General features: G+C 53.8%; 23 protein-coding genes and 1 other annotated feature. Of the genes, 10 read left to right on the top strand and 13 right to left on the bottom strand.

Features of this window, described 5'->3' with window-relative positions; genetic code table 11:
• Nucleotides 1–2 precede the first annotated feature (2 nt).
• The 8 genes from J2X61_RS16575 to J2X61_RS16610 form a co-directional block, all read right to left on the bottom strand.
• A complete protein-coding gene (locus tag J2X61_RS16575; protein ID WP_274472418.1) occupies nt 3–635 on the bottom strand; it encodes an SCO family protein in 633 nt (210 codons plus the stop codon).
• A 21-nt stretch (nt 636–656) separates the two neighbouring features.
• On the bottom strand, nt 657–1,625 hold the full coding sequence (gene cyoE, locus J2X61_RS16580; protein WP_274472417.1) for a heme o synthase: 969 nt from the start codon (nt 1,623–1,625) through the stop codon (nt 657–659).
• Between the two features lie 197 nt (nt 1,626–1,822).
• Nucleotides 1,823–2,677, bottom strand: coding sequence for an urease accessory protein UreD (locus J2X61_RS16585; RefSeq protein ID WP_310189221.1), 855 nt, complete (start codon nt 2,675–2,677; stop codon nt 1,823–1,825).
• Nucleotides 2,670–3,329, bottom strand: a complete 660-nt coding sequence (ureG, locus tag J2X61_RS16590) for an urease accessory protein UreG (protein ID WP_274472415.1) — start codon at nt 3,327–3,329, stop codon at nt 2,670–2,672. The genes J2X61_RS16585 and ureG overlap by 8 nt, the downstream gene beginning before the upstream one ends.
• Before the next feature lie 54 nt (nt 3,330–3,383).
• Complete coding sequence (locus J2X61_RS16595) at nt 3,384–4,064, bottom strand: urease accessory protein UreF (protein WP_274472414.1); 681 nt, start codon at nt 4,062–4,064, stop codon at nt 3,384–3,386.
• 19 nt (nt 4,065–4,083) lie between these two features.
• A complete protein-coding gene (gene ureC / locus J2X61_RS16600; RefSeq protein WP_310189230.1) occupies nt 4,084–5,799 on the bottom strand; it encodes an urease subunit alpha in 1,716 nt (571 codons plus the stop codon).
• Nucleotides 5,796–6,164 (bottom strand): urease subunit beta, encoded by a 369-nt coding sequence (locus tag J2X61_RS16605; RefSeq protein WP_274472412.1) that lies wholly within the window; start codon nt 6,162–6,164, stop codon nt 5,796–5,798. The genes ureC and J2X61_RS16605 overlap by 4 nt, the downstream gene beginning before the upstream one ends.
• Before the next feature lie 32 nt (nt 6,165–6,196).
• Nucleotides 6,197–6,499, bottom strand: a complete 303-nt coding sequence (locus J2X61_RS16610) for an urease subunit gamma (RefSeq protein ID WP_274472411.1) — start codon at nt 6,497–6,499, stop codon at nt 6,197–6,199.
• Between the two features lie 279 nt (nt 6,500–6,778).
• Between J2X61_RS16610 and urtA the strand changes: the two genes are divergently transcribed.
• The 7 genes from urtA to gerQ all read left to right on the top strand — a co-directional run bounded on the left by urtA (nt 6,779) and on the right by gerQ (nt 13,172).
• The gene (gene urtA, locus J2X61_RS16615) at nt 6,779–8,056 is read left to right on the top strand and encodes an urea ABC transporter substrate-binding protein (RefSeq protein WP_274472410.1); all 1,278 of its coding nucleotides are present in this window, start codon (nt 6,779–6,781) and stop codon (nt 8,054–8,056) included.
• A 90-nt stretch (nt 8,057–8,146) separates the two neighbouring features.
• Entirely contained in the window at nt 8,147–9,052 is a 906-nt protein-coding gene (urtB, locus tag J2X61_RS16620) for an urea ABC transporter permease subunit UrtB (RefSeq protein ID WP_310189233.1), read from the top strand.
• Between the two features lie 21 nt (nt 9,053–9,073).
• Nucleotides 9,074–10,150, top strand: coding sequence for an urea ABC transporter permease subunit UrtC (gene urtC, locus J2X61_RS16625; protein ID WP_274472408.1), 1,077 nt, complete (start codon nt 9,074–9,076; stop codon nt 10,148–10,150).
• A 38-nt stretch (nt 10,151–10,188) separates the two neighbouring features.
• Nucleotides 10,189–10,980 carry an urea ABC transporter ATP-binding protein UrtD gene (urtD, locus tag J2X61_RS16630; RefSeq protein ID WP_274472407.1) on the top strand — a complete coding sequence of 264 codons (792 nt, stop codon included), beginning with the start codon at nt 10,189–10,191 and terminating at the stop codon, nt 10,978–10,980.
• On the top strand, nt 10,925–11,668 hold the full coding sequence (urtE, locus tag J2X61_RS16635; protein WP_310189236.1) for an urea ABC transporter ATP-binding subunit UrtE: 744 nt from the start codon (nt 10,925–10,927) through the stop codon (nt 11,666–11,668). The genes urtD and urtE overlap by 56 nt, the downstream gene beginning before the upstream one ends.
• A gap of 228 nt (nt 11,669–11,896) precedes the next feature.
• On the top strand, nt 11,897–12,589 hold the full coding sequence (locus J2X61_RS16640) for a response regulator transcription factor (protein WP_274472405.1): 693 nt from the start codon (nt 11,897–11,899) through the stop codon (nt 12,587–12,589).
• 142 nt (nt 12,590–12,731) lie between these two features.
• Nucleotides 12,732–13,172 (top strand): spore coat protein GerQ, encoded by a 441-nt coding sequence (gerQ, locus tag J2X61_RS16645; protein ID WP_274472404.1) that lies wholly within the window; start codon nt 12,732–12,734, stop codon nt 13,170–13,172.
• Between the two features lie 51 nt (nt 13,173–13,223).
• On the opposite strand, the gene J2X61_RS16650 is transcribed toward gerQ, so the two are convergent.
• A complete protein-coding gene (locus J2X61_RS16650) occupies nt 13,224–13,514 on the bottom strand; it encodes a hypothetical protein (protein ID WP_310189239.1) in 291 nt (96 codons plus the stop codon).
• Nucleotides 13,515–13,680: 166 nt separating this feature from the next.
• On the opposite strand from J2X61_RS16650, the gene J2X61_RS16655 reads away from it, so the two are divergent.
• A complete protein-coding gene (locus J2X61_RS16655; RefSeq protein ID WP_274472402.1) occupies nt 13,681–14,664 on the top strand; it encodes a metal-dependent hydrolase in 984 nt (327 codons plus the stop codon).
• 122 nt (nt 14,665–14,786) lie between these two features.
• Here J2X61_RS16655 and J2X61_RS16660 read toward each other — a convergent pair whose 3' ends face one another.
• Nucleotides 14,787–15,014 (bottom strand): alpha/beta-type small acid-soluble spore protein, encoded by a 228-nt coding sequence (locus tag J2X61_RS16660; protein ID WP_379240940.1) that lies wholly within the window; start codon nt 15,012–15,014, stop codon nt 14,787–14,789.
• Between the two features lie 175 nt (nt 15,015–15,189).
• Here J2X61_RS16660 and J2X61_RS16665 point away from each other — a divergent pair, with 175 nt between their 5' ends.
• On the top strand, nt 15,190–15,372 hold the full coding sequence (locus J2X61_RS16665) for a DUF5325 family protein (protein WP_274472401.1): 183 nt from the start codon (nt 15,190–15,192) through the stop codon (nt 15,370–15,372).
• Between the two features lie 106 nt (nt 15,373–15,478).
• Here the strand turns inward: J2X61_RS16665 and trpS are convergent, their stop codons facing one another.
• On the bottom strand, nt 15,479–16,462 hold the full coding sequence (gene trpS / locus J2X61_RS16670) for a tryptophan--tRNA ligase (protein WP_310189244.1): 984 nt from the start codon (nt 16,460–16,462) through the stop codon (nt 15,479–15,481).
• 66 nt (nt 16,463–16,528) lie between these two features.
• Nucleotides 16,529–16,796, bottom strand: a binding site (T-box leader).
• 112 nt (nt 16,797–16,908) lie between these two features.
• Between trpS and J2X61_RS16675 the strand changes: the two genes are divergently transcribed.
• Nucleotides 16,909–18,051 carry a permease gene (locus J2X61_RS16675; protein WP_310189247.1) on the top strand — a complete coding sequence of 381 codons (1,143 nt, stop codon included), beginning with the start codon at nt 16,909–16,911 and terminating at the stop codon, nt 18,049–18,051.
• Nucleotides 18,052–18,101: 50 nt separating this feature from the next.
• Here the strand turns inward: J2X61_RS16675 and ilvD are convergent, their stop codons facing one another.
• Together ilvD and rnhA are read right to left on the bottom strand one after the other, a co-directional pair.
• Nucleotides 18,102–19,787, bottom strand: a complete 1,686-nt coding sequence (ilvD, locus tag J2X61_RS16680; RefSeq protein WP_274472398.1) for a dihydroxy-acid dehydratase — start codon at nt 19,785–19,787, stop codon at nt 18,102–18,104.
• A gap of 119 nt (nt 19,788–19,906) precedes the next feature.
• The gene (gene rnhA, locus J2X61_RS16685) at nt 19,907–20,551 is read right to left on the bottom strand and encodes a ribonuclease H (RefSeq protein WP_274472397.1); all 645 of its coding nucleotides are present in this window, start codon (nt 20,549–20,551) and stop codon (nt 19,907–19,909) included.

The raw sequence follows: 20,551 nt of genomic DNA on the forward strand, positions 1-20,551 counted from the left end.
TATTATTTCTCTTTGGAGAGCGTAACCACGTCTTTAACGATGTGATCCGCATCCAGCTCCGGATTGCTTGCATCGTAGTAGTTGCGCAACTTCCCTTTTTTGTCGACCAGCAGAATCGCATTGGAGTGCGAGAAGTTGCCGTCTTTCTCTTTGATGACCATGATGCCGAAATCCTCTGCCAGCTTATGCGTCTTCGCCTCTTCACCGCGAAGGAACATCCAGCCGCTCGGATCAGGCTTCGATTCGAACTTGCTTCCGAACTCTTTGAGCACCGCCGGCGTATCGCGATTCGGGTCGACGGTAATGGAGATCATTTCGGCTTTCGTGCCGAACAGCTCTTTTTTCTTCAATTCGTCCTGCACCTGTGTCAGCAGAAACGTCGTAGGCATACATACGTCCGGGCAGAACGAATAGAAAAAGTAGACAAGTCTCACTTTGCCGTCGGTATCTGCGGAATTCACGGTGTTGCCGTCCAAGTCCTGCAGCGAGAAAGCAGGTGATTGCTTCATTGCGGTCAAGCGCTGGTCCGGCTCGCTGCCGTTCACCCAAAGCTTATAGGCGAAGGAAACGATCATTGCAATCAAAATAGCGCCAAGCGCCAGTTTGAACCAGTTTTTCTCAAAGAAAGTGCTCATCGTTATTATCAGTCCTCAATTCTAGCTAATCTTCACTGTATCGATCACCATAAGTAACGACAGCAGCGTTAGATACATAATGGAGTAAAGAAACATGCGCTTCGCCCATTGCACTTCAGCCTCGCCGGTTGCTTTGAAGCCTTTCACGCTCATGAACACCCAAATCAATCCGAGAATCGTAGATCCGAACAAGAAGAGATAACCTTCATAACCGTATGCCGTGAGCATCACTGTAACCGGTACCAGCAAGACGACGTAACGCACCATGGAGATTTTGGTCACATACGACCCTTTGACGACCGGCAACAGCGGGAAGCCCGCTGCGCGATATTCCTCCATGCGGCGAATACCGAGCGCCCAGAAGTGCGGCGGCTGCCACAGGAACAAGAACAAGAAGACGAGAATCGCTCCCAGATCGATCGTACCGCTAACCGCGCAGTAGCCGATCACCGGCGGCGTTGCGCCGGAGAATGCGCCGACGAATGTGCTCCATACCGACGTTCTTTTGAACCAGGCCGTGTAGAGCCAAACGTACAGGAACAGCCCGATCAAACCGACGAGCGTAGCGAGTGGTGAATCGGCACCGAAATACAGAACGGCAAGTCCGATCGTCCCCAAAATAATGCCGTACCACAAGACCACGTTCGGCCCGAGTCTTCCGCTAGGCAGCGCTCTGTTCTGCGTCCGTTCCATCTTGGCGTCCATCTCGCGGTCCAAGTAATTGTTCAGCACAGTTCCGCCGGCCATGACCAGCGCTGTACCGAGCATCGTGAACAGCAAGTGGGTCCATGTAACGTCCCAGCGTGCCGCCATCCAATAACCGGCAAATGCGGTCATTAAATTGGAATAAATAATGCCTGGCTTCACCAAGCGGTAAAAATCTTTCAACGTCACAGGCTCTGCCGCTGCCGGTTTATGGCTTGTATCCACGGATTCGTTCCCGACAGTGCCTTGTGGCGAACTATTTGACAGACTAGCTTGATTGTCCACTCATTGACCTCCTCTATATCGAAATTCCGGGCTTTTTGTAGGATGAACACATTCATCATACCAACCCGTACACCGTTTGACAATCAAGTAGGGGTCAAATGTCATGATTTTGTCGATTCTCCTTCCAGTATGCGTGGAAAATTGGCCTGCCATTCTCTCCCAATGCAAAAAGGAGCCTATCGGCTCCTCTCTCGCGTCTACTTATTCACCATTAACGGGGTTAATGAAAGCAAGCTGCGGCGCAATGCCTGCCAGGCCTGCGCCAGCACAAGCTGGAGCTTCCAGGCATGCCTTCCCATAACAGTGACGATCAACCCGTGTTTGTAGGTCAAGCTTGCCCCTGCACGCACCTCTTCGAGCCCCTCGATCTTCGCCAGACTGGCCAGCAAGCCGTCGAGATGGTGCTGCTCCAATCGATCGGAGAAGACGTACAGATTGCCGAGGTGCGTATCCCGCTCCCAGCAGCCCGGAGCGGACAGCTCCATGCCTCGGGGCTCGATTCTTTGATGCTGATAATAAATCAGCTCCGAGCCGTGCCACACCTTCATGCGATTGGCATAGCTCTCGTATTGGAAGATTTCGCCGCGCTGCGTTCGACCGGGACAGAGAACGTCCGAATAGATGACGACCGCGCCCGGCTGCAGATGAATCTCGGTTTCCGCAGCCAGACGGGCATCCTTGTACAGCATCAGGGGCTCCGGGATGTATTCCAGCAGCGCGCCTGCTTCAACCTGCAGCGATTGGCGCTGCGAGCTGCCTTGCTCCGGCAGCGAGGGATGAACCTTCGTGAACGATTGGTTCGTTAGGAAGACGCGTGCCCCCTCTTCAAGGCGCACGTGAATGTCATAATGATCTCCTGCCATGAGTCCCGGAGAGCAGTCCATCATGTAGACGCCCAACTGATCCATGGGCTGCAGGCTATCGAACGTACCGTTCTCGTAACGGAACGTCTTGGCGATTTTGAGCGGGGAGGCGTGATACCTGTGAACGGGCTGCGTGAGGCCGCCGCGCACGGCGAATGCCGCAGCAATCTCCCCGGTCCGCTTAGGCATGATTAATCTCGTGTTCCACCCATGACACGATCTCGTTCAGACCTGTACCGCCCATCAGATTAGAGAAAATATAGGGACGATCCCCGCGCATCTTCTTCGTATCGGCATCCATCACTTCCAAGCTGGCGCCGACGAACGGGGCCAGATCGATTTTGTTAATGATCAGCATATCCGAGCGCATAATGCCGGGGCCGCCTTTGCGCGGGATTTTCTCCCCTTGGGCAACGTCGATAATATAGATGAAGCGATCCACCAGCTCCGGAGAAAACGCCGCCGCCAAGTTATCCCCGCCGCTCTCGATGAAGATCAGGTCGAGATGCTCGAACCGCTGCTCCAGCTCCTCAATCGCCTCGAAATTCATCGAAGCGTCCTCGCGAATGGCGGTATGCGGGCAGCCGCCGGTTTCCACGCCGATGATGCGGTCTTCCGCCAGCGCCTCCGAGCTGATGAGAATGCGGGCGTCTTCCTTCGTATAAATATCGTTCGTGATTACCGCGATGCTGTACCGGCTGTTCAGCTTGCGAGCCAGACGTTCCACTAAAGCCGTTTTCCCGGATCCGACGGGTCCTCCGATGCCGATACGCATCGGACGGCTCCGATCCACGGACGGTTTCTCCCAGTGATGGTGATGATGACCTTGTCCTTGACACATAGCCATTCCTCCTATGAATAGTTTGGGGCATTAACCTTTAAGCCCCTCGATGAATTAAGACATGAATAATCGCGAATATAACGTCTCATGCTGCATCATGGCCATATCGGCCGAGGGTACGTTCGTATAAGCCTCCCATGGGTCCAGCTGCGCCACCCTTTGCCATTCGCTGCCGATCAGCGGAATCACTTTCGCGAGCAGCATCTGCCCCTGGGTCTGCCCCATCGACATAAGCCGGAGGGCGCTGTTGATGCACGTCATGACGCAGCCGTACAAATATCCTTCGGCGGCTTGATCCAGCGGCACGCCGAGGTGATAGCCGACCCATCCGTGAACGGCCGGATGGCTCGCGCTGCAGCGGCCGGCTTTCACCGCTTCTTCCAGTGGCGTCCAGTCCAATCCGGGATACATCGAACGCGCCAGCTGCAGCAGCCTGCGTCCCATCTTCTGCACGCCGCTTCTGGCCTCGCTGGAGGCCCGCTGCACGTGCAGCATATGGTCGATGGCCCACAGCTGCTCCCACTCTCCTGCCGGGATGTGCACATAGGCCGCTTTAATGACCATGGCGTCGGATGACGCCCAGCTGTTCCTCAGCATCGTTCCGATATAAGCTTCAAGCTCATCGACGGTCGTTAACCGCCCCTGCTGGACGAGCGTTTCCAATCCGAAGGAATGGGAGAATCCCCCGATCGGCAGAGCCGAATCCAACAGCTGCTGGTAAGCAAGCCAGTTCATCTGCCATCACCCGCACTGTCTAGAATAGAAAATATAATTGCGCCATCGGCAGCTTCGCTGCCGGCTCACACGTAATCGCTTCTCCATCTACCTTCACTTCATAGGTTTCCGGATTCACTTCAATAGCCGGCGTGCCGTTATTATGAATCATGTCTTTCTTCGTTACGGCCCGGCAGCCATGAACCGGCTCAATCCGCTTCTGCAGGCCGAGCTTCTGCGCAATCCCGTTGTCGTATGCGCTCCGGGATACGAACGTTATCGAGCTCTGCGTCAAGGCTTTCCCGTAAGCCGCAAACATAGGCCGGCCGAAGACGGGCTGCGGCGTCGGGATCGAGGCGTTCGGATCGCCCATTTGCGCGTAAGCGATACTGCCGCCTTTCAGCACCAGATCCGGCTTGACCCCGAAGAACATCGGGCTCCAAACGACCAGATCGGCGAATTTGCCGGGCTCGATCGAACCGACCACATGCGAGACGCCATGCGTAATCGCCGGGTTGATCGTGTACTTGGCAATGTACCGCTTGATGCGGTAATTGTCGCCTTCTTCCGTATCGGGCGCCAGCGGGCCGCGCTGTTTCTTCATCTTATCTGCCGTTTGCCACGTGCGGATGATCACCTCGCCTACCCGTCCCATGGCTTGGGAATCCGAGCTGATCATGGAGAATACGCCCATATCGTGCAAAATATCCTCGGCGGCAATCGTCTCCGGCCGAATCCGCGAATCCGCAAACGCTACATCCTCAGGTATTCGGCTGTCCAGATGGTGACATACCATCAACATATCCAAATGCTCTTCGATCGTATTGATCGTATACGGCCGGGTCGGGTTGGTTGAGGATGGCAGCACATTAGGTTCGGCGGCTGCGCGAATGATGTCCGGCGCATGCCCGCCTCCCGCCCCTTCCGTATGATACGTATGAATCGTTCGCCCTTTGATCGCCGCCAGCGTATCCTCCAGAAATCCGGCTTCATTCAATGTGTCCGTATGAATCGCAACCTGAACGTCATATTGGTCAGCCGCTTCGAGACAGGTATCGATCGCCGCCGGCGTCGTCCCCCAGTCTTCGTGCAGCTTAAGCCCGATAGCGCCGGCTTCGATCTGCTCGATTAACGGAGCTAGGAAGGAGGCGTTCCCTTTGCCGGTAAAGCCCAAATTCATCGGGAACGCTTCCGCCGCTTCCAGCATCCGCCGCATATGCCAGGCGCCGGGTGTGCATGTTGTCGCATTCGTGCCTGTCGCCGGACCCGTACCTCCACCAATCATCGTCGTCACGCCGGAGGAAAGGGCCGTTTCAATTTGCTGCGGGCATATATAATGAATATGGGCATCGATGCCGCCGGCCGTAACAATCTTGCCTTCACCGGCGATGACTTCCGTGCTCGCTCCAACGACCAGGTCGGGATGCACACCGTCCATGATATCGGGGTTGCCCGCTTTGCCGATCCCGACGATATGACCGTCACGGATGCCGATATCCCCTTTCACGATGCCCCAATGATCGATAATGACGGCATTCGTGATCAGCGTATCCAGCACGCCTTGATCACGGGTCGCTCCGCTGGATTGCCCCATCCCGTCGCGGATGACCTTCCCTCCGCCGAACTTGCATTCATCGCCATAAACCGTGTAATCATGTTCAATCTGCGCCCAAAGCTCCGTGTCGGCGAGCCGGATGGCATCGCCGGTCGTAGGCCCGAACATCAGCGCGTAGCTCTTACGGTCGATTTGACTCACTCCCGCTCTCCCTCCCATGCCCGCCATCTGGCCTTCGTCTCCTCCGGCAGCTGATCTTTCACCGCTAGTCCACGGCTCAAATGATTGAGGCCGTACGACAACTTGGCCCCGCCCAGTTCGACGAGCCGAACCGGCTTCTGTTCCCCGGGCTCGAACCGGACGGCCGTCCCTGCGGGAATGTCGAGGCGCATGCCGAAGGCAAGCTCCCTCGGAAACGCCAGTGCCCGGTTGACTTCGAAGAAATGATAATGCGATCCCACCTGTACAGGGCGGTCTCCCGTGTTCGTGACTATGATGTCCGCCTTCTGCCGGCCTGCGTTCAGTTCAATAACACCCTGCTTCGTCCGATACTCGCCTGGAATCATCTTCTCGCCCCTCCCGGTTATGCTTCATTTCACTAAGCGATAGGCTCGTGCACGGTCACCAGCTTGGTGCCATCCGGAAATGTCGCCTCCACTTGAACCTCGTGAATCATTTGCGGCACGCCTTCCATGACCTGCTCCGCTTTCAAAATCGTCGTACCGAACGCCATGAGCTCGGCAACCGTCAACCCGTCTCTTGCGCCTTCCATAATTTCGGATGTGATCAGCGCGATGCTCTCGGGATAATTCAGCTTGACGCCTCTGGCCAATCTGCGCCGCGCCAGGTCTGCCGCTACCGTGATCAGCAGCTTCTCTTTCTCTCGCTCTGTTAAATGCACATCATCACCTCTTCAAAAACCGAATAATGGGAATCCTTTACACTTATTATATTCGGGTATGACCTGGATGTAAATCTTATATGTTATATAATATGACATAAACGAGCTGAAAATCTCTCCTTTTTTATGCGTTTTAGATTCTTTTTACAAATGGCGATTCGTTTTTTGTGCCAAAACCAAAAATTGATCCAATTAATGTCATGTATATTGACATTCAGCTTTTACCCACTTTATCATAAGCCATGTAATCCAAATCTTGTAAACAAGGGAGTGGGGACAATGAGAGAGATAAGAAACAAAGGGAAGCTCACAGTCGCGTTAAGCATGGCCTTGATGATGGTCGCGGCCGGCTGTGCCAAGTCCGAGCCTGCGGCATCCACCGCGTCAACGGCACCCGTCGCTGCGAAGGCGGCAGAAGCCAAAGCGGATACGAAGGAAGAGACCGTACCCGTTGGCATTCTTCACTCTCTGACAGGCACCATGTCCATAAGCGAAGTTTCGGTGCGGGATGCCGAGCTGATGGCCATCGATGAAATTAATGCAGCGGGGGGGCTTTTAGGCAAAAAGCTTAAGCCTGTCATTGAAGACGGTGCATCCGACTGGCCCACTTTTGCAGAGAAAACCAAAAAATTATTGCAAAAGGACAGCGTCGTGACGATCTTCGGATGCTGGACATCCGCAAGCCGCAAAGCCGTGCTTCCGGTCGTCGAGCAAAACAAAGGGTTGCTATGGTACCCGGTGCAATATGAAGGCGTAGAATCCTCTCCTAACATCTTCTATGTAGGCGCCACCACGAATCAGCAAATCATCCCCGCCGTTACATGGCTTCTCCAAAACAAAGGCAAGAAGTTCTACCTCTTGGGCTCCGATTACGTGTTCCCCAGAACGGCCAACAAAATCATCAAAGAGCAGTTGAAGGCGGAAGGCGGAACGCTCGTAGCCGAAGAATACACGCCTCTCGGGCATACCGATTACAACACGATCATCAGCAAAATCAAAAAAGAGAAGCCGGACGTCGTCTTCAACACATTGAACGGCGACAGCAACGTAGCCTTCTTCAAGCAGTTGAAGGACGCAGGCATCACCGCCAAGGATCTGACGACCATGTCGGTCAGTATCGCGGAGGAAGAGGTTCGCGGCATCGGCGCGTCCGTGCTGGAAGGCCACTATACCGCTTGGAACTATTATCAAACTACGGATACGCCGGAGAACAAGAAATTCGTGGAAGCTTATAAGGCCAAATACGGCAAAGACCGCGTCACCGACGATCCGATCGAAGCCGGGTACACCGCCGTATATCTATGGGCGGAAGCTGTGAAGAAAGCCGGCTCCTTCGACGTGGAGAAAGTGAAAGCCGCCGCCAAGGGCATCGAGTGGAACGCTCCGGAAGGGAAGGTGACGATCAACGGCGAGAATCAGCACATTTCCAAAGTTGCGCGCATCGGCCAGATCGGCGGCGACGGGTTGATCAAGGAAATCTGGAACTCCGGTCAGGCCCTTACGCCCGATCCGTTCCTCAAGACCTATCCTTGGGGCGCCGAAGTGACCAAAAAATAACCTGCATCCCGCCACGGAAACCAGGCTGCCCCCAAGGCAGTCCTGGGTTTCATCATTTACTCGGGAATAACTGGGGAGGGAAGTCAAGCCATGAGTCTGCTGCTGCTTCAATTGTTCAACGGCCTAAGCCTCAGCTCCATCCTGCTGCTCATCGCCATAGGGCTGGCCATTACGTTCGGCCTGATGAACGTGATGAACATGGCCCACGGCGAGTTCATCATGATCGGAGCCTACATGGCCTATCTGGTCCAACAGTGGTTCCAGAAGCTACTGCCGGCTTCCGCCTTCGGCTGGTATTTCATCGTCTCGCTGGGCGTCGCCTTCGCGGTAGCCTTCGCAGTCGGCTGGCTGCTCGAGTTTTGCCTCATCCGCTTCATGTACGGCCGGCCGCTGGATAGCTTGCTGGCGACGTGGGGCGTAAGCCTGGCGCTGCAGCAGGTGGCCCGCTCTATCTTCGGCGCGCCCAACGTTGCCGTTAAAGCGCCGGAATGGCTCGAAGGCGGCCTTCACCTGACGGCCGATCTGATTCTTCCTTATAAGCGCCTCTTCATTATCGCACTGGTTGCTCTATGCATTCTCGTCATCTACATGTACTTGTATCATTCCTCAGGCGGCAGACGAATGAGAGCCGTTATGCAAAATCGCGAAATGGCTGCTTGCCTCGGCATCTCCACGCGCCGGGTCGATGCGCAGTCCTTCGCCTTCGGCTCCGCCATGGCCGGTATCGCCGGCTGCGCGCTGACACTCCTCGGACCGATCGGCCCTACGATAGGCACCTACTACATCGTGGATGCCTTCATGGTCGTCGTTCTCGGCGGCATCGGGAAACTGATCGGGACGGTGGCCGGCGCTCTCGGCATCGGCGTGTTCAACACGGCGCTGGAATATTCCACTAGCGCAACGCTTGGCAAAGTGCTTGTTTTCACCCTCATCATCGCCTTCCTGCAATGGAAGCCGATGGGCCTTGTGACGATCCGCTCAAGATCTCTAGACTGAAGAAAGGAAGTGGCGTCTTCCATGCTCTTAGCCGGACACTCCAAGATCAAACTGACGGTTTATACCGTTTTTCTAGCGGCGCTGGCGCTAGCTCCATTGTTTTTGTCCGAATTCCGCCTGTCGCTGCTCGGCAAGTTTCTCGCCTATGCCATCATCGCCATCGGCATTGATCTGATCTGGGGCTACACCGGCATCCTTAGCCTTGGCCACGGCGTATACTTCGGACTCGGCGGCTACTGCATGGCGATGCACCTGAAGCTCGCCGCGAGCGGCGACCAGCTGCCCGACTTCATGTCATGGAGCGGCGTCGAGAGCCTGCCCTGGTTCTGGCAGCCGTTTCACTCCGCTGCCGCAGCTTTCCTGCTTGCTCTCCTCGTTCCTATGCTGCTCGCTTTCGTTTTGGGCTATTTGACATTCCGCAACCGGATCAAAGGCGCCTTCTTCTCCATCCTCTCGCAAGCGCTGGTCATCATTACGGTAACGCTGTTCGTCGGCCAGCAAGGTTACACAGGCGGAACGAACGGACTGACGAACTTCGATTCGTTCCTTGGCCTCAACCTGCAATCGCCATCGACGAAGCTAATCCTCTTCTATGTCACGCTGGCGGCTGTCGCCGTCGTTCTCGTCTTATGCAGTTTCCTGGTCACGAGCCGCTTGGGAAATATTCTCACCGCCATCCGCGACGGCGAGAACCGCGTTCGCTTCATCGGCTACAACCCGGTCACGTACAAGGTGTCCATTTACTGTGTCTCCGCCGGGTTAGCCGGGCTGGCTGGCGTGCTCTTCGTGCTTCAGGAAGGCATTATCTCCCCTGCACAGATGGGCATTGTGCCATCGATCGAGATGGTTCTCTGGGTGGCCATCGGCGGGCGGTCCACGATCGGAGGCGCCGTTCTCGGCGCGCTGGTCACGAACAGCGCCAAAACAACGTTCAGCGAAGCCTATCCGGCTTGGTGGCCGATCATGCTCGGAGCCATGTTCATCATCGTCGTGCTGCTGCTTCCCAAAGGCATTGTCGGCACGATTGCGCATTATACATCCCACTGGAAGAAGCCCGTGCTTCCTCAGCCGATCTCTTCCTCGCAAGAAGCCGGCTAACGAAATCATGGTTTGAAATGAAGAAGGAGGAACCTCCCATGCTTGGACAATTAGCAGTGCCTCAACCTGTACCCGGCGACAGCATCCTGAGCGTACAAGGACTTGAAGTGAGCTTCGACGGTTTTAAAGCCTTGCGCAATCTGGACTTTTCCTTGGCATACGGGGAACTCCGTTTTCTCATCGGACCCAATGGCGCAGGGAAAACGACGCTCCTGGATGTCATATGCGGGAAAGTCAAGCCTTCGCAAGGTCATGTACACTTCAAAGATTCGATCGACTTAAGCAAATACCAGGAGCACCAAATCGCTCAATTAGGCATCGGACGCAAGTTCCAAGCTCCCTCCGTCTTCTCGACGCTGACCGTATTTGAGAATTTGGCCCTCTCCATGAAGCAGAAGCGCGGTCTTCTCAGCGCCCTGTGGGCCAAAACGACCAGCGAGCAACGGGATCGCCTGCATGAGCGGCTGGGTATGATCGGCCTGCAGAACAAGGCCAAGGAGCGCGCAGGCGCGCTCTCCCACGGCGAGAAGCAGTGGCTCGAAATCGGCATGCTGCTCATGCAGGAGCCGGACCTTCTGCTGCTCGACGAGCCGGCCGCCGGCATGACCGACAGCGAAACCGAGAAGACCGGAGAGCTGCTCCATGAAATCGCGGCGAGCCAAACGATTATCGTCGTCGAGCACGATATGGATTTCGTGCGCCGGTTCGCGAGAACGGTAACGGTGCTTCATGAAGGCACCGTCCTGCGCGAAGGCACGATGGCGGATATTCAACATGACGAGAAAGTCGCCGAGGTTTATCTGGGAAGGAGAGTGGAACGAGGTGCTTAACCTGCAGCATATAGAAGCCGGCTATGGCGAGAGCATGGTCATCCGGCATGTCGATTTGCTCGTAAAGCCCGGACAGATCGTCTGTCTCATGGGTCGTAACGGCGTAGGCAAGTCAACGCTGATGAAGAGCATCATGGGCCTCATTAAGCCTAAGGCAGGCCGTATTCATTACAATGAGCGCGATATCACGGCTTACTCACCGGATCAGCGCGCCAGAGCCGGCATCGGCTACGTCCCGCAAGGCCGCGAAATCTTCCCGCAGCTTACGGTCGAAGAGAACCTGCTGCTCGGCCTCGAAGCCGCCGCAGACCGGAGAAAGAAGCTGCCCGATTCGCTCTTCGACACGTTCCCGGTTCTCCGGCAAATGCTTCACCGCAAAGGCGGCGATCTCAGCGGCGGTCAGCAGCAGCAGCTTGCGATTGCTCGGGCGATGGCCTCCGGCCCCAAGCTCTTGCTGCTCGATGAGCCGATGGAAGGCATACAGCCTTCGATTGTGATGGAGATTGAAGCGATTATCGAAAGCATCAAACGAAGCAGGGAAATCGCCGTGCTTCTCGTCGAGCAAAGCCTTGAATTCGCAACCGGCATCGCCGATTATTACTATGTCATCGACCGGGGCACCGTCGCCGCCGAAGGCCATGCCGAGCAGCTCAGCGAAGATCAAGTCAAAAAGCATTTAACCGTATGATTTTACAAGCGAATGCTCAACCTAATACAGGAAGCTGGATCAATTGACCTAACCTCCGTTAGAAGTCAACTGCCATCCAGCTTCCTTTTTCTCTGTAATCGGCACTAATTCACTTTAAAAACTGGACGGCACAAAATGGATGATGTTAACATGTTACCTATAGGATCGAATGTTGCGTCCGGCATATCGAGCACCGAACCTTTTGAAAGGAAAAGGAGGGGAACGTTTATGTCTAAAGTTTTAATTATTGAAGACGATTATAGCATTGGTGAAATGATGTCCATTTATTTGTACGAAGAAGGATACCAAGTCATGCGCGCCGAGAACGGCCGTCAGGGCGAAACTCTGTTCCGTGATTTCAATCCCGATTGTATCGTTCTTGATATCATGCTGCCGGATGTGGACGGGATCCAGCTGTGTACCTACTTCCGAGCGTCTTCTACGATACCGATTCTGATGGTTTCCGCCAAAAGCGAAGTGTCCGACCGGATCAAGGGACTGCAGACCGGTGCCGACGACTACTTATGCAAGCCTTTTTCCATGAGAGAGTTGGCTGCAAGGGTACAAGCCCTGCTTCGCCGCTCCGCCGCCTTCGCCCCGGTGGCCGCAGCCAAGGCGGATACGGCGGTGAATCCAGTCGTCCACCTGGATCTTGAGAAGCGATGCCTGTTTGTACATAACAAAATGATTGAGACGACCTTCTCCGAATTCGAGATTATGAAGCTGCTATGGCAAAATCAAGGACGCGTTTACAGCCGCGAGGAACTGCTGAACCGGGTTCGCGGGTTCGATACCTATGTAACGGAGCGCGCCATCGACGTACATATCGCAAACCTTCGCAAAAAAATAGAAACCGACCCCAAAGAACCGAAGTATATCAAAACCGTTTGGGGAGTCGGATATAAATTCGTACTGAATTAATGCTCCTTACGGGAGCTTTTTTTATTTTGCCGAAAGCCGGTAAATGCAGTCACCAAATAGGCGAAAGCACAATATGATGAGGTGTATGCTTCACTAAGAAGAAAGCTTCCACAAGGAAAGCTTCAAGGAGGATTTTACAGTTATGTTGAATAACCCTTACAAAATTGGCAATCAAGCGCAAATGCCATCATTCGGGGGCACGCCTTACCCTGCTTACCCGGTCCCGACAGCAATTCCGAACAAAGTGGTTCCCCAGCAGCCGGCCGGGTCCATGGTTCCCCCACCGGGAACAGGTTTACAGACGGGTGTGAACATCCCTGGTCTTCAAATGGAAGAATCCTACATCGAGAACATTCTCCGTTTGAACCTTGGGAAAATGGCTACTTTGTACATGACATACGAGAACAACTCCGAATGGAACGCCAAAATTTTCAAAGGGAAATTGGAGGCCGCAGGACGCGACCATATCATCATCAGTGATCCGGCAACCGGTATGCGCTTCCTGCTGCTCATGGTGAATCTGGACTACATCACGTTCGACGAAGAGCTGAATTACTACTATCCATACGCCCAAAGAAGATAATCAGCCGTATCCCGAATAAACCGCTAGCTCCAACGGAGCCGGCGGTTTTCTTCATGTCCGGGCAACCGGCGAGAAATGCCACATATGCAGCTTGCGAAGTCCCCCTTCGATCCATGCATCCCATGGCGCTTGCTCATCCCCCGGTCCCTTGAGCCTCTCTTCCTTCATAACGATATACTCCTCATGATGAATGCCTTTCCAAATTTCTACAAAAAGTCCCGGCTGGTCCGTTCCTTCCAGCACCTCCAAACGCCCTTCCCGCCCTTGCCACTCCTGCATATAGATGAGGAAAGGCTCCCGGAATTCGGCTTTTATGGCATACTCTACAAAAACAATGGACATTTTTAGATCTCCCTCTGATTTATTTTTTGCTCCAAAATGGTAAACTAATAAGAAGTAGGAAACAGCGCCCATGCTTATGTTCCAATATTGCCACTTTGATAACTTGCTGGGCGCACGTTAACGAAATCGGTTTTCCTATGGAAAACGCTTAGGAGGAGAAACCCACTTGGACACAGGTACGCATCTTGTTATTGGCTTAGGGTTAGCAGGACTGTCGCAGATCGATCCCAGCGTTTCCGCGGATTCGGCGACGACCACTGCTGTCTTCATCGGCACCGTTGTCGGGTCACAGATTCCGGATGTGGACGGGCTGCTGCGCTTCAAAGGCAACGCTACGTACATTCGCAATCATCGAGGTCGCTCTCACTCTTTGCCGGCATTACTCATTTGGACGCTGCTCATCACCGGCGCGCTCGCGCTCTTCTTCCACGGAATCCCACTGCTGCACCTGGCGATGTGGGTCGGGATTGCGGTTTGTTTTCACGTATTCAGCGATTGCTTCAACACATATGGTACACAAGCGATTCGGCCGTTCTCTGAGAAATGGGTGTCGTGGAACATTATTCACATCTTCGATCCCTTTATTTTCTCAAGCCATATCGCGGCCATCTTCATGTGGTCTTTCCACATTGCCAGTCCCAAGCTTGTCTTCCCGACCTTGTATGGCATCATCGCCTTATACTACATCTGGCGTACACTCGACCATTACATCGTAGAGAAAGGGCTTTATCGCAAAGATCCGACCTATCAGCCAGGGGACCATTACACACTGATTGTAACATTCAACCTCTATGTATGGAACGTCGTCAAACGAAGAGCGGACGGCACGTATCAGCTGGGCGAATTGAAAAATTCAAAGCTCCGGTGGTTGGATACAATTAAGTGCGAGGAGCATCCGGCTATCGAAGCCTCCAAGAAGCATGAAGATATTAAAGCGCTGCTTTATTTCTCATCCTTCACCTGCGCAGAGGTCAAAGAGCACCGTTGGGGCTACGAAGTAAGATGGGCCGATGTCCGCTACCGCCATCGCAAGCAGTATCCGTTCGTCGGAGTCATCCTCATGGATCACAATTACGAAACGTTGGATTCCTATGTCGGCTGGGTCAACGATTCCAGGCTCGAGAAGAAGCTGCGTGTTGATCTGTACTAAAAAGAAGGGACGCGCCATTGCCGGCGCGTCTTTTTAGTGGGCGTAACAATGACAAAAGCCCGGAGGCTTTTTAGACCTCCGAGCTTTATATGTCCTGGATCGGGACAAAGTTCAATGTGAGACTAACCGCGGAAGCCGGATTGTCCAGCCAGCGTTTGCTCTGCGATTTGCACCAGACGACGAGTGATGTGACCACCGATTGCGCCGGTATCGCGTGTTGCCATGTATCCATAGTAGCCGTCTTGAGGAATTTGGATGCCCAGTTCTTGAGCTACCTCGTATTTCAGTTGGTCTAACGCTTGGTTCGCTTGAGGAACCACTAGTGTGTTGCTGCTACGATTTTGTGCCATAAGGATCAGACTCCTTTCAGTCAGCTATGATCTTTGATGTATTTGCAAGCTTGCAATGATAGTATGTGGAGGAAATCAATTTATATGCACAACGGGTAAAAAAGTTTAAAATAAAACAAGGATCATCGAATACGCCGTCTTCACAGACGCAACTTCTAGAAAGTAGGTCACGTTCATGAGTAAACCGCTCGCACTTCTATTCGCTGTCATCGGCACGCTGCTGCTGGCTTCCATTTCACTATTTATCGCCCTTCGGCAGCCTTGGATGGTTCTCGTTTGCGCGATCATTTCGCTAATATTCATCGGCTACGGCTTCGCCGTCAAAGCGAAGATCCGCAAAAAAAATTCCCGGCCGTAACGTCACCGGATATCACCAACAATGCATACGCAAAAAGGAATGGGCATCAACGCCCATTCCTTTTTTGTGCTGCTTAGCCCAATGTCAACCGGCCTTTGATCTTAGACTACAAGACTACAAAGCCCATCCGTTTCTTCACTTCAAGCAGCGTTTCGTTAGCCACCTCAGCGGCTTCCTGCGCGCCTTTTCTCAAAATATCGAAGACTTCTCCCGAACGGCGAATTTCTTGGTAACGCTGTTGAATCGGCTCCAGGACAGCAACAACCTGTTCCGCCAGATCCTTCTTGAAGGGACCATAGCCCTGCCCGTCGTACTTGGCTTCGATCTCAGCGACGCTCATCTCGGCAAAGTGCGAGTAGATCGAAATCAGATTGCTCACTTCCGGCTTGTTCTGCGGATCATATTTCACTTCGCGGCCCGAATCGGTAACGGCACGGCTCAGCTTCTTGCGGATCACAGACGGATCGTCCAGCATCGCAATGTAGCTGCCTGCGTTCGGCGAGCTCTTGCTCATTTTCTTCGAAGCATCATCCAAGGACATGATTCTGGCGCCAATTTCAGGCATATACGGCTGTGGCATCACGAACATTTCCCCGAAACGGTTGTTGAACCGGTTCGCCAAATCGCGCGTCAGCTCCAAATGCTGCTTCTGATCGTCACCAACCGGGATAAGATCGGCATTGTACAGCAGGATGTCCGCCGCCATCAAGGAAGGATACGTGAAGAGACCTGCTCCTACGGAATCTTTGCCCTCCGACTTGTCTTTGAACTGGGTCATCCGCTCCAGCTCTCCCATATGCGTCAACGTCGTCATAATCCAGCCGAGCTCCGCGTGCGCCGGAACGTGGGATTGCAGGAAGATGGATGCTTTATTCGGGTCTAACCCCGCCGCAATGTACAGCGCAGCGATAGATTCCGTCTGTTCCTTCAGCGCCGCAGGGTCCTGCGGTACGGTAATGGCGTGCATATCCACGACCATGAAATAGCAGCGGTGCAAGTGCTGAAGCTTCACATAATTGCGCAGCGCCCCGATATAGTTGCCGATTGTCAGCTGTCCGCTGGATTGCATACCTGATAATACTCGTTTCATCGAGAGTCCCTCCATCGTCTACATCAACTTGATCGATCTAAAAAAACAACAAAAAGGCCTCTCCCCGCAAGGGACGAGAGACCGTGGTACCACCCTAATTTGTCATTGGGGCACTTCAGCCGCCAAGACCTTCAGGCTCTTGTAACGGAGAGCAGCCGTTCGGCATACTTGTCAGCGCAGGACTTCATTCCGGCCTAGGTTCCGGCGATTCCTATGCTGTGTTCAGCCTCAAGCTCAAGGATCCATTCGATTTGTTCGTTTCACCGGTTCGCACCAACCACCGGCTCTCTGAGAAACGGGAGACAAATGTACTTGTTCCTGTCATCGCTAATTGATTTTCTATTATTATACACCTTGACTTTGGATTGTCAACCGAGGTCTTTGTCCTATATAGCCCGGCATGGACATAGGTATAGATATTATCCGGAAAAAGGGGTGTCGACGAATTGTCATCAACACTATACCGGTGGAGCCTTCCCATCTCCACTTTGATTTGTGTACTTCTCCTCTACCTCATCGTGACGACGAGAGAGCTTCCGCAAGCGGGGGTGCTTCTGTATGATACGAAGCTTGTTTTTGCCTCCTTCATGGACATCTTCCTGGATGCCCTGCCCTTCATGCTCATGGGCGTCATCCTGTCCACCGTCGTGGAGAACTTCATTCCCGAGGGATACATTCGGAGATTGACGCCCAAACACCCGCTCGGCGGCATTCTGTTCGCCTGCGTGCTCGGCATCATGTTCCCGCTCTGTGAATGCGGCATGATTCCTTTCGTTCGCCGCCTGATGCGCAAAGGCATGCCGGTCTACATCGCCGTCATCTTCATTCTCGTCGGACCGATTCTGAATCCGATCGTGTTCGCTTCGACCTTCATGGCATTCCGCGGCGAGCCGGAGATGGCGTATTCGCGCATGGGACTTACCTTCGGCGTGGCACTTGTCGTGGGACTTCTCCTCACGCGGTTCCTGAAGAGCAACCCTTTGCGCCATGCCGTGCACGTTCATGATCACAATCACAATCACAATCACGACGATCACGATCACGATCATGCTCATAACCATACCCTTAGCCATCCTCATGAACACTCCCACAACCACATTCATAACCACAGCCATAACCACAGTCATAACCACAGTCACGAGCATCATCATGACCACCACGGTCATCACCACGCCCACGGCGACAGCCGATTGGCGACCATGCTCAGCCACGGCACTTCCGAGCTGATCGAGATGAGCAAGTACCTGATGCTCGGCGCCTTCCTGACGGCACTGATCCAAACCTTCGTCGCCCAAGACAGCTTGTCCGCAATCGGTCAAGGAACCCTTGTCTCACACGTCTTCATGATGGGCTTCGCCTACCTGCTTTCCCTGTGCTCCACAACGGATGCTTTCGTAGCGGCCTCCTTCGCCAGAACGTTCTCGCCGGGCTCCCTGCTGGCCTTCCTCGTGTTCGGCCCGATGATCGACGTCAAGAGCACGCTCATGATGCTCTCGATCTTCAAAGCGCGCTTCGTCTTGACGCTCTCCATCGTCGTTGCCGTTACGGTTTTCGCCGGTTCGCTGCTGTTCTTGCATTTCTTTCTGTGAATGGGTCAAAAAAAACTGCCGGAGCTCGCAAAGCCCCGGCAGTTTTTTAATTAGATTTTCAAAATCGCGCCTGCACTCGCATTCGTTACCATTTTGGTGTAACGCGCCAAGTAACCGGAACGGATTTTCGGTTCGAAGCCTGCCCAGTTCTCGCGGCGCTTCGCAAATTCTTCGTCGCTGATTTGCAGCTCGATTTTGCGGCCGTCCATATCCACATCGATAATGTCGCCGTCTTGTACGAAAGCGAGAGGTCCGCCCTCTGCCGCTTCCGGAGACATATGCCCGATGGAAATACCACGGGATGCGCCCGAGAAGCGTCCGTCCGTGATCAGGGCCACTTTCGCGCCTAGACCCATACCGACGATCTGTGAAGTTGGCGCCAGCATTTCCGGCATACCAGGTCCGCCTTTTGGTCCTTCGTAGCGGATTACGACGACGTGGCCTTCTTTCACTTGGCCGTTAGCAATGCCATGAAGCGCTTCGTCTTGGGAGTTGAAGCAGATCGCAGGACCGATGTGGCGTCCGCCAACGGATTTGTCAACCGCGCCTACCTTAACGATACTGCCTTCCGGCGCCAGGTTACCGAACAATACAGCAAGTCCGCCTCTTTCGCTGTGCGGGTTGCTTAATGGATGGATGACGTCCGTGTTCTGGATCTCGCAGCCGGCTACGTTCTCGCGGATCGTATTTCCGGTAACCGATAGACGATCGCCGTCGAAAGCGCCCGGCTTCTTCAGCAGCTCATTGATAATTGCGCTCACGCCGCCCGCCAAATGCACATCTTCAATGTGATAGTCCGAAGCCGGTGCGATCTTCGCCAGATGAGGAACGCGCTCCGCCACTTCGTTGATGCGCGCGATCGGATAATCGATACCTGCTTCCGCAGCGATAGCCAGCGTATGAAGCACGGTGTTCGTGGAACCGCCCATCGCCATATCCAGCGCGAACGCGTTGTCGATCGCTTCGATCGTCACGATGTCGCGAGGCTTGATATCTCTCTCGATCAGTGTCATCAGCTGTTTCGCGCAATCTTTGACGAATTGCTTACGCTCTTCGGCAACAGCCAGAATCGTGCCGTTGCCCGGCATAGCAAGGCCCAGACCTTCAGCCAAGCAGTTCATGGAGTTCGCCGTGAACATACCGGAGCAGGAACCGCAGGTCGGACAGCCATATTGCTCAAGCTCTTCCAGACCTTTCTCGTCGATTTTACCGGCTTGATACGCGCCCACGCCTTCGAAAACGGAAGACAAGGAGATCGATCTGCCGTTCTTATCTTTACCGGCTTTCATCGGACCGCCGCTGACTAACATCGTCGGGATGTTAACGCGAAGCGCGCCCATGATCATGCCCGGTGTAATTTTGTCACAGTTAGGAATACAGATCATGCCATCGAACCAGTGAGCGTTAACGACCGTTTCCAGGGAATCAGCGATAATTTCACGGCTTGGCAAGGAATAACGCATACCGATGTGGCCCATCGCGATACCGTCGTCAACACCGATCGTGTTGAATTCGAACGGAACGCCGCCCGCTTCGCGAATGGCTTCCTTCACGAGCTTACCGAATTCTTGCAAATGCACATGTCCAGGAATAATGTCTATATAAGAGTTACAAACCGCGATAAACGGCTTGCCGAAATCTTCCTCTTTAACGCCGGCTGCACGCAGCAAACTGCGGTGAGGAGCGCGGTCGAATCCTTTTTTAATCATGTCGCTGCGCTGTTTTGGATGAGCCATACTGTATTCCTCCTAAATTCCATTAGTTAATTTTTAAAAAATAATGAATCTATCATAACACACTTTTCGTCAAATTTCTCCCTTTCGTGTACTGACGCGTCAACGTAAAAAATAGGAGATTATTTTCTTCCAAAATCTGCTTTGATTTCTCCCCACTTCTTCGTATCCCATTTCACGATTTTGTTCGTATAGGTATGGCTGCGCAGCCACTTCAAAGCGCGGTCCACCAACGTCCAGATTTCTTCCGTAGAAGCGTCGCGGACAAGGTTGGTGGATACTTCTTTCTTCCGGATCCAACTCAAAGCCGTGACGGAATCCGTATAGATCGTCTTATTGCTTCCAAGCTTCTGCAAGTAAGCCAGACCATGCACGATGGCCAGAAATTCACCCAAATTGTTCGTTCCTTTGGCAATCGGCCCCTGATAGAATAGGATCTCGCCTGTTCGCGTATCGACGCCTTTATATTCCACAATGCCCGGATTCCCCGAGCAGCCTACGTCCACGGACAAGCTGTCGTAGTCGACCTCCGGAGCGGTCTCCGGAGTTGCCGGCTTGCCGGACTTCGACGCAGACGACCCTGCTCCCGAGAAATTCAGCGATTTCTGCCAACCTTTCTCGAACGCCTGTCTGGCTTCCGCTTCCGATTCGTACGATTTGAACCGCGCTTGCGGGTACCCGTTCGTCTGTGCCTGACATTCCGCCCATGACCGGTAAATGCCGGGTTTATGCCCGACCCAAACGACATAATATTTCGCTGCTGCCAT

It is taken from the genome of Bacillus sp. 3255 (assembly GCF_031456485.1).
Lineage (GTDB): Bacteria > Bacillota > Bacilli > Paenibacillales > NBRC-103111 > Paenibacillus_E.

What these genes read in the sequence shown, in the direction of transcription:
- J2X61_RS16640 (WP_274472405.1), top strand. Translation starts at nt 11,897, where the DNA reads ATGTCTAAAGTTTTAATTATTGAAGACGATTATAGCATTGGTGAAATG.
- trpS (WP_310189244.1), bottom strand. Translation starts at nt 16,462, where the DNA reads ATGAAACGAGTATTATCAGGTATGCAATCCAGCGGACAGCTGACAATC.
- rnhA (WP_274472397.1), bottom strand. Translation starts at nt 20,551, where the DNA reads ATGGCAGCAGCGAAATATTATGTCGTTTGGGTCGGGCATAAACCCGGC.
- J2X61_RS16650 (WP_310189239.1), bottom strand. Translation starts at nt 13,514, where the DNA reads ATGTCCATTGTTTTTGTAGAGTATGCCATAAAAGCCGAATTCCGGGAG.
- urtB (WP_310189233.1), top strand. Translation starts at nt 8,147, where the DNA reads ATGAGTCTGCTGCTGCTTCAATTGTTCAACGGCCTAAGCCTCAGCTCC.
- ureG (WP_274472415.1), bottom strand. Translation starts at nt 3,329, where the DNA reads ATGTGTCAAGGACAAGGTCATCATCACCATCACTGGGAGAAACCGTCC.
- J2X61_RS16585 (WP_310189221.1), bottom strand. Translation starts at nt 2,677, where the DNA reads ATGCCTAAGCGGACCGGGGAGATTGCTGCGGCATTCGCCGTGCGCGGC.
- J2X61_RS16660 (WP_379240940.1), bottom strand. Translation starts at nt 15,014, where the DNA reads ATGGCACAAAATCGTAGCAGCAACACACTAGTGGTTCCTCAAGCGAAC.
- ilvD (WP_274472398.1), bottom strand. Translation starts at nt 19,787, where the DNA reads ATGGCTCATCCAAAACAGCGCAGCGACATGATTAAAAAAGGATTCGAC.
- urtE (WP_310189236.1), top strand. Translation starts at nt 10,925, where the DNA reads ATGACGAGAAAGTCGCCGAGGTTTATCTGGGAAGGAGAGTGGAACGAG.
- urtC (WP_274472408.1), top strand. Translation starts at nt 9,074, where the DNA reads ATGCTCTTAGCCGGACACTCCAAGATCAAACTGACGGTTTATACCGTT.
- J2X61_RS16605 (WP_274472412.1), bottom strand. Translation starts at nt 6,164, where the DNA reads ATGATTCCAGGCGAGTATCGGACGAAGCAGGGTGTTATTGAACTGAAC.
- urtA (WP_274472410.1), top strand. Translation starts at nt 6,779, where the DNA reads ATGAGAGAGATAAGAAACAAAGGGAAGCTCACAGTCGCGTTAAGCATG.
- urtD (WP_274472407.1), top strand. Translation starts at nt 10,189, where the DNA reads ATGCTTGGACAATTAGCAGTGCCTCAACCTGTACCCGGCGACAGCATC.
- gerQ (WP_274472404.1), top strand. Translation starts at nt 12,732, where the DNA reads ATGTTGAATAACCCTTACAAAATTGGCAATCAAGCGCAAATGCCATCA.
- J2X61_RS16575 (WP_274472418.1), bottom strand. Translation starts at nt 635, where the DNA reads ATGAGCACTTTCTTTGAGAAAAACTGGTTCAAACTGGCGCTTGGCGCT.
- J2X61_RS16665 (WP_274472401.1), top strand. Translation starts at nt 15,190, where the DNA reads ATGAGTAAACCGCTCGCACTTCTATTCGCTGTCATCGGCACGCTGCTG.
- J2X61_RS16595 (WP_274472414.1), bottom strand. Translation starts at nt 4,064, where the DNA reads ATGAACTGGCTTGCTTACCAGCAGCTGTTGGATTCGGCTCTGCCGATC.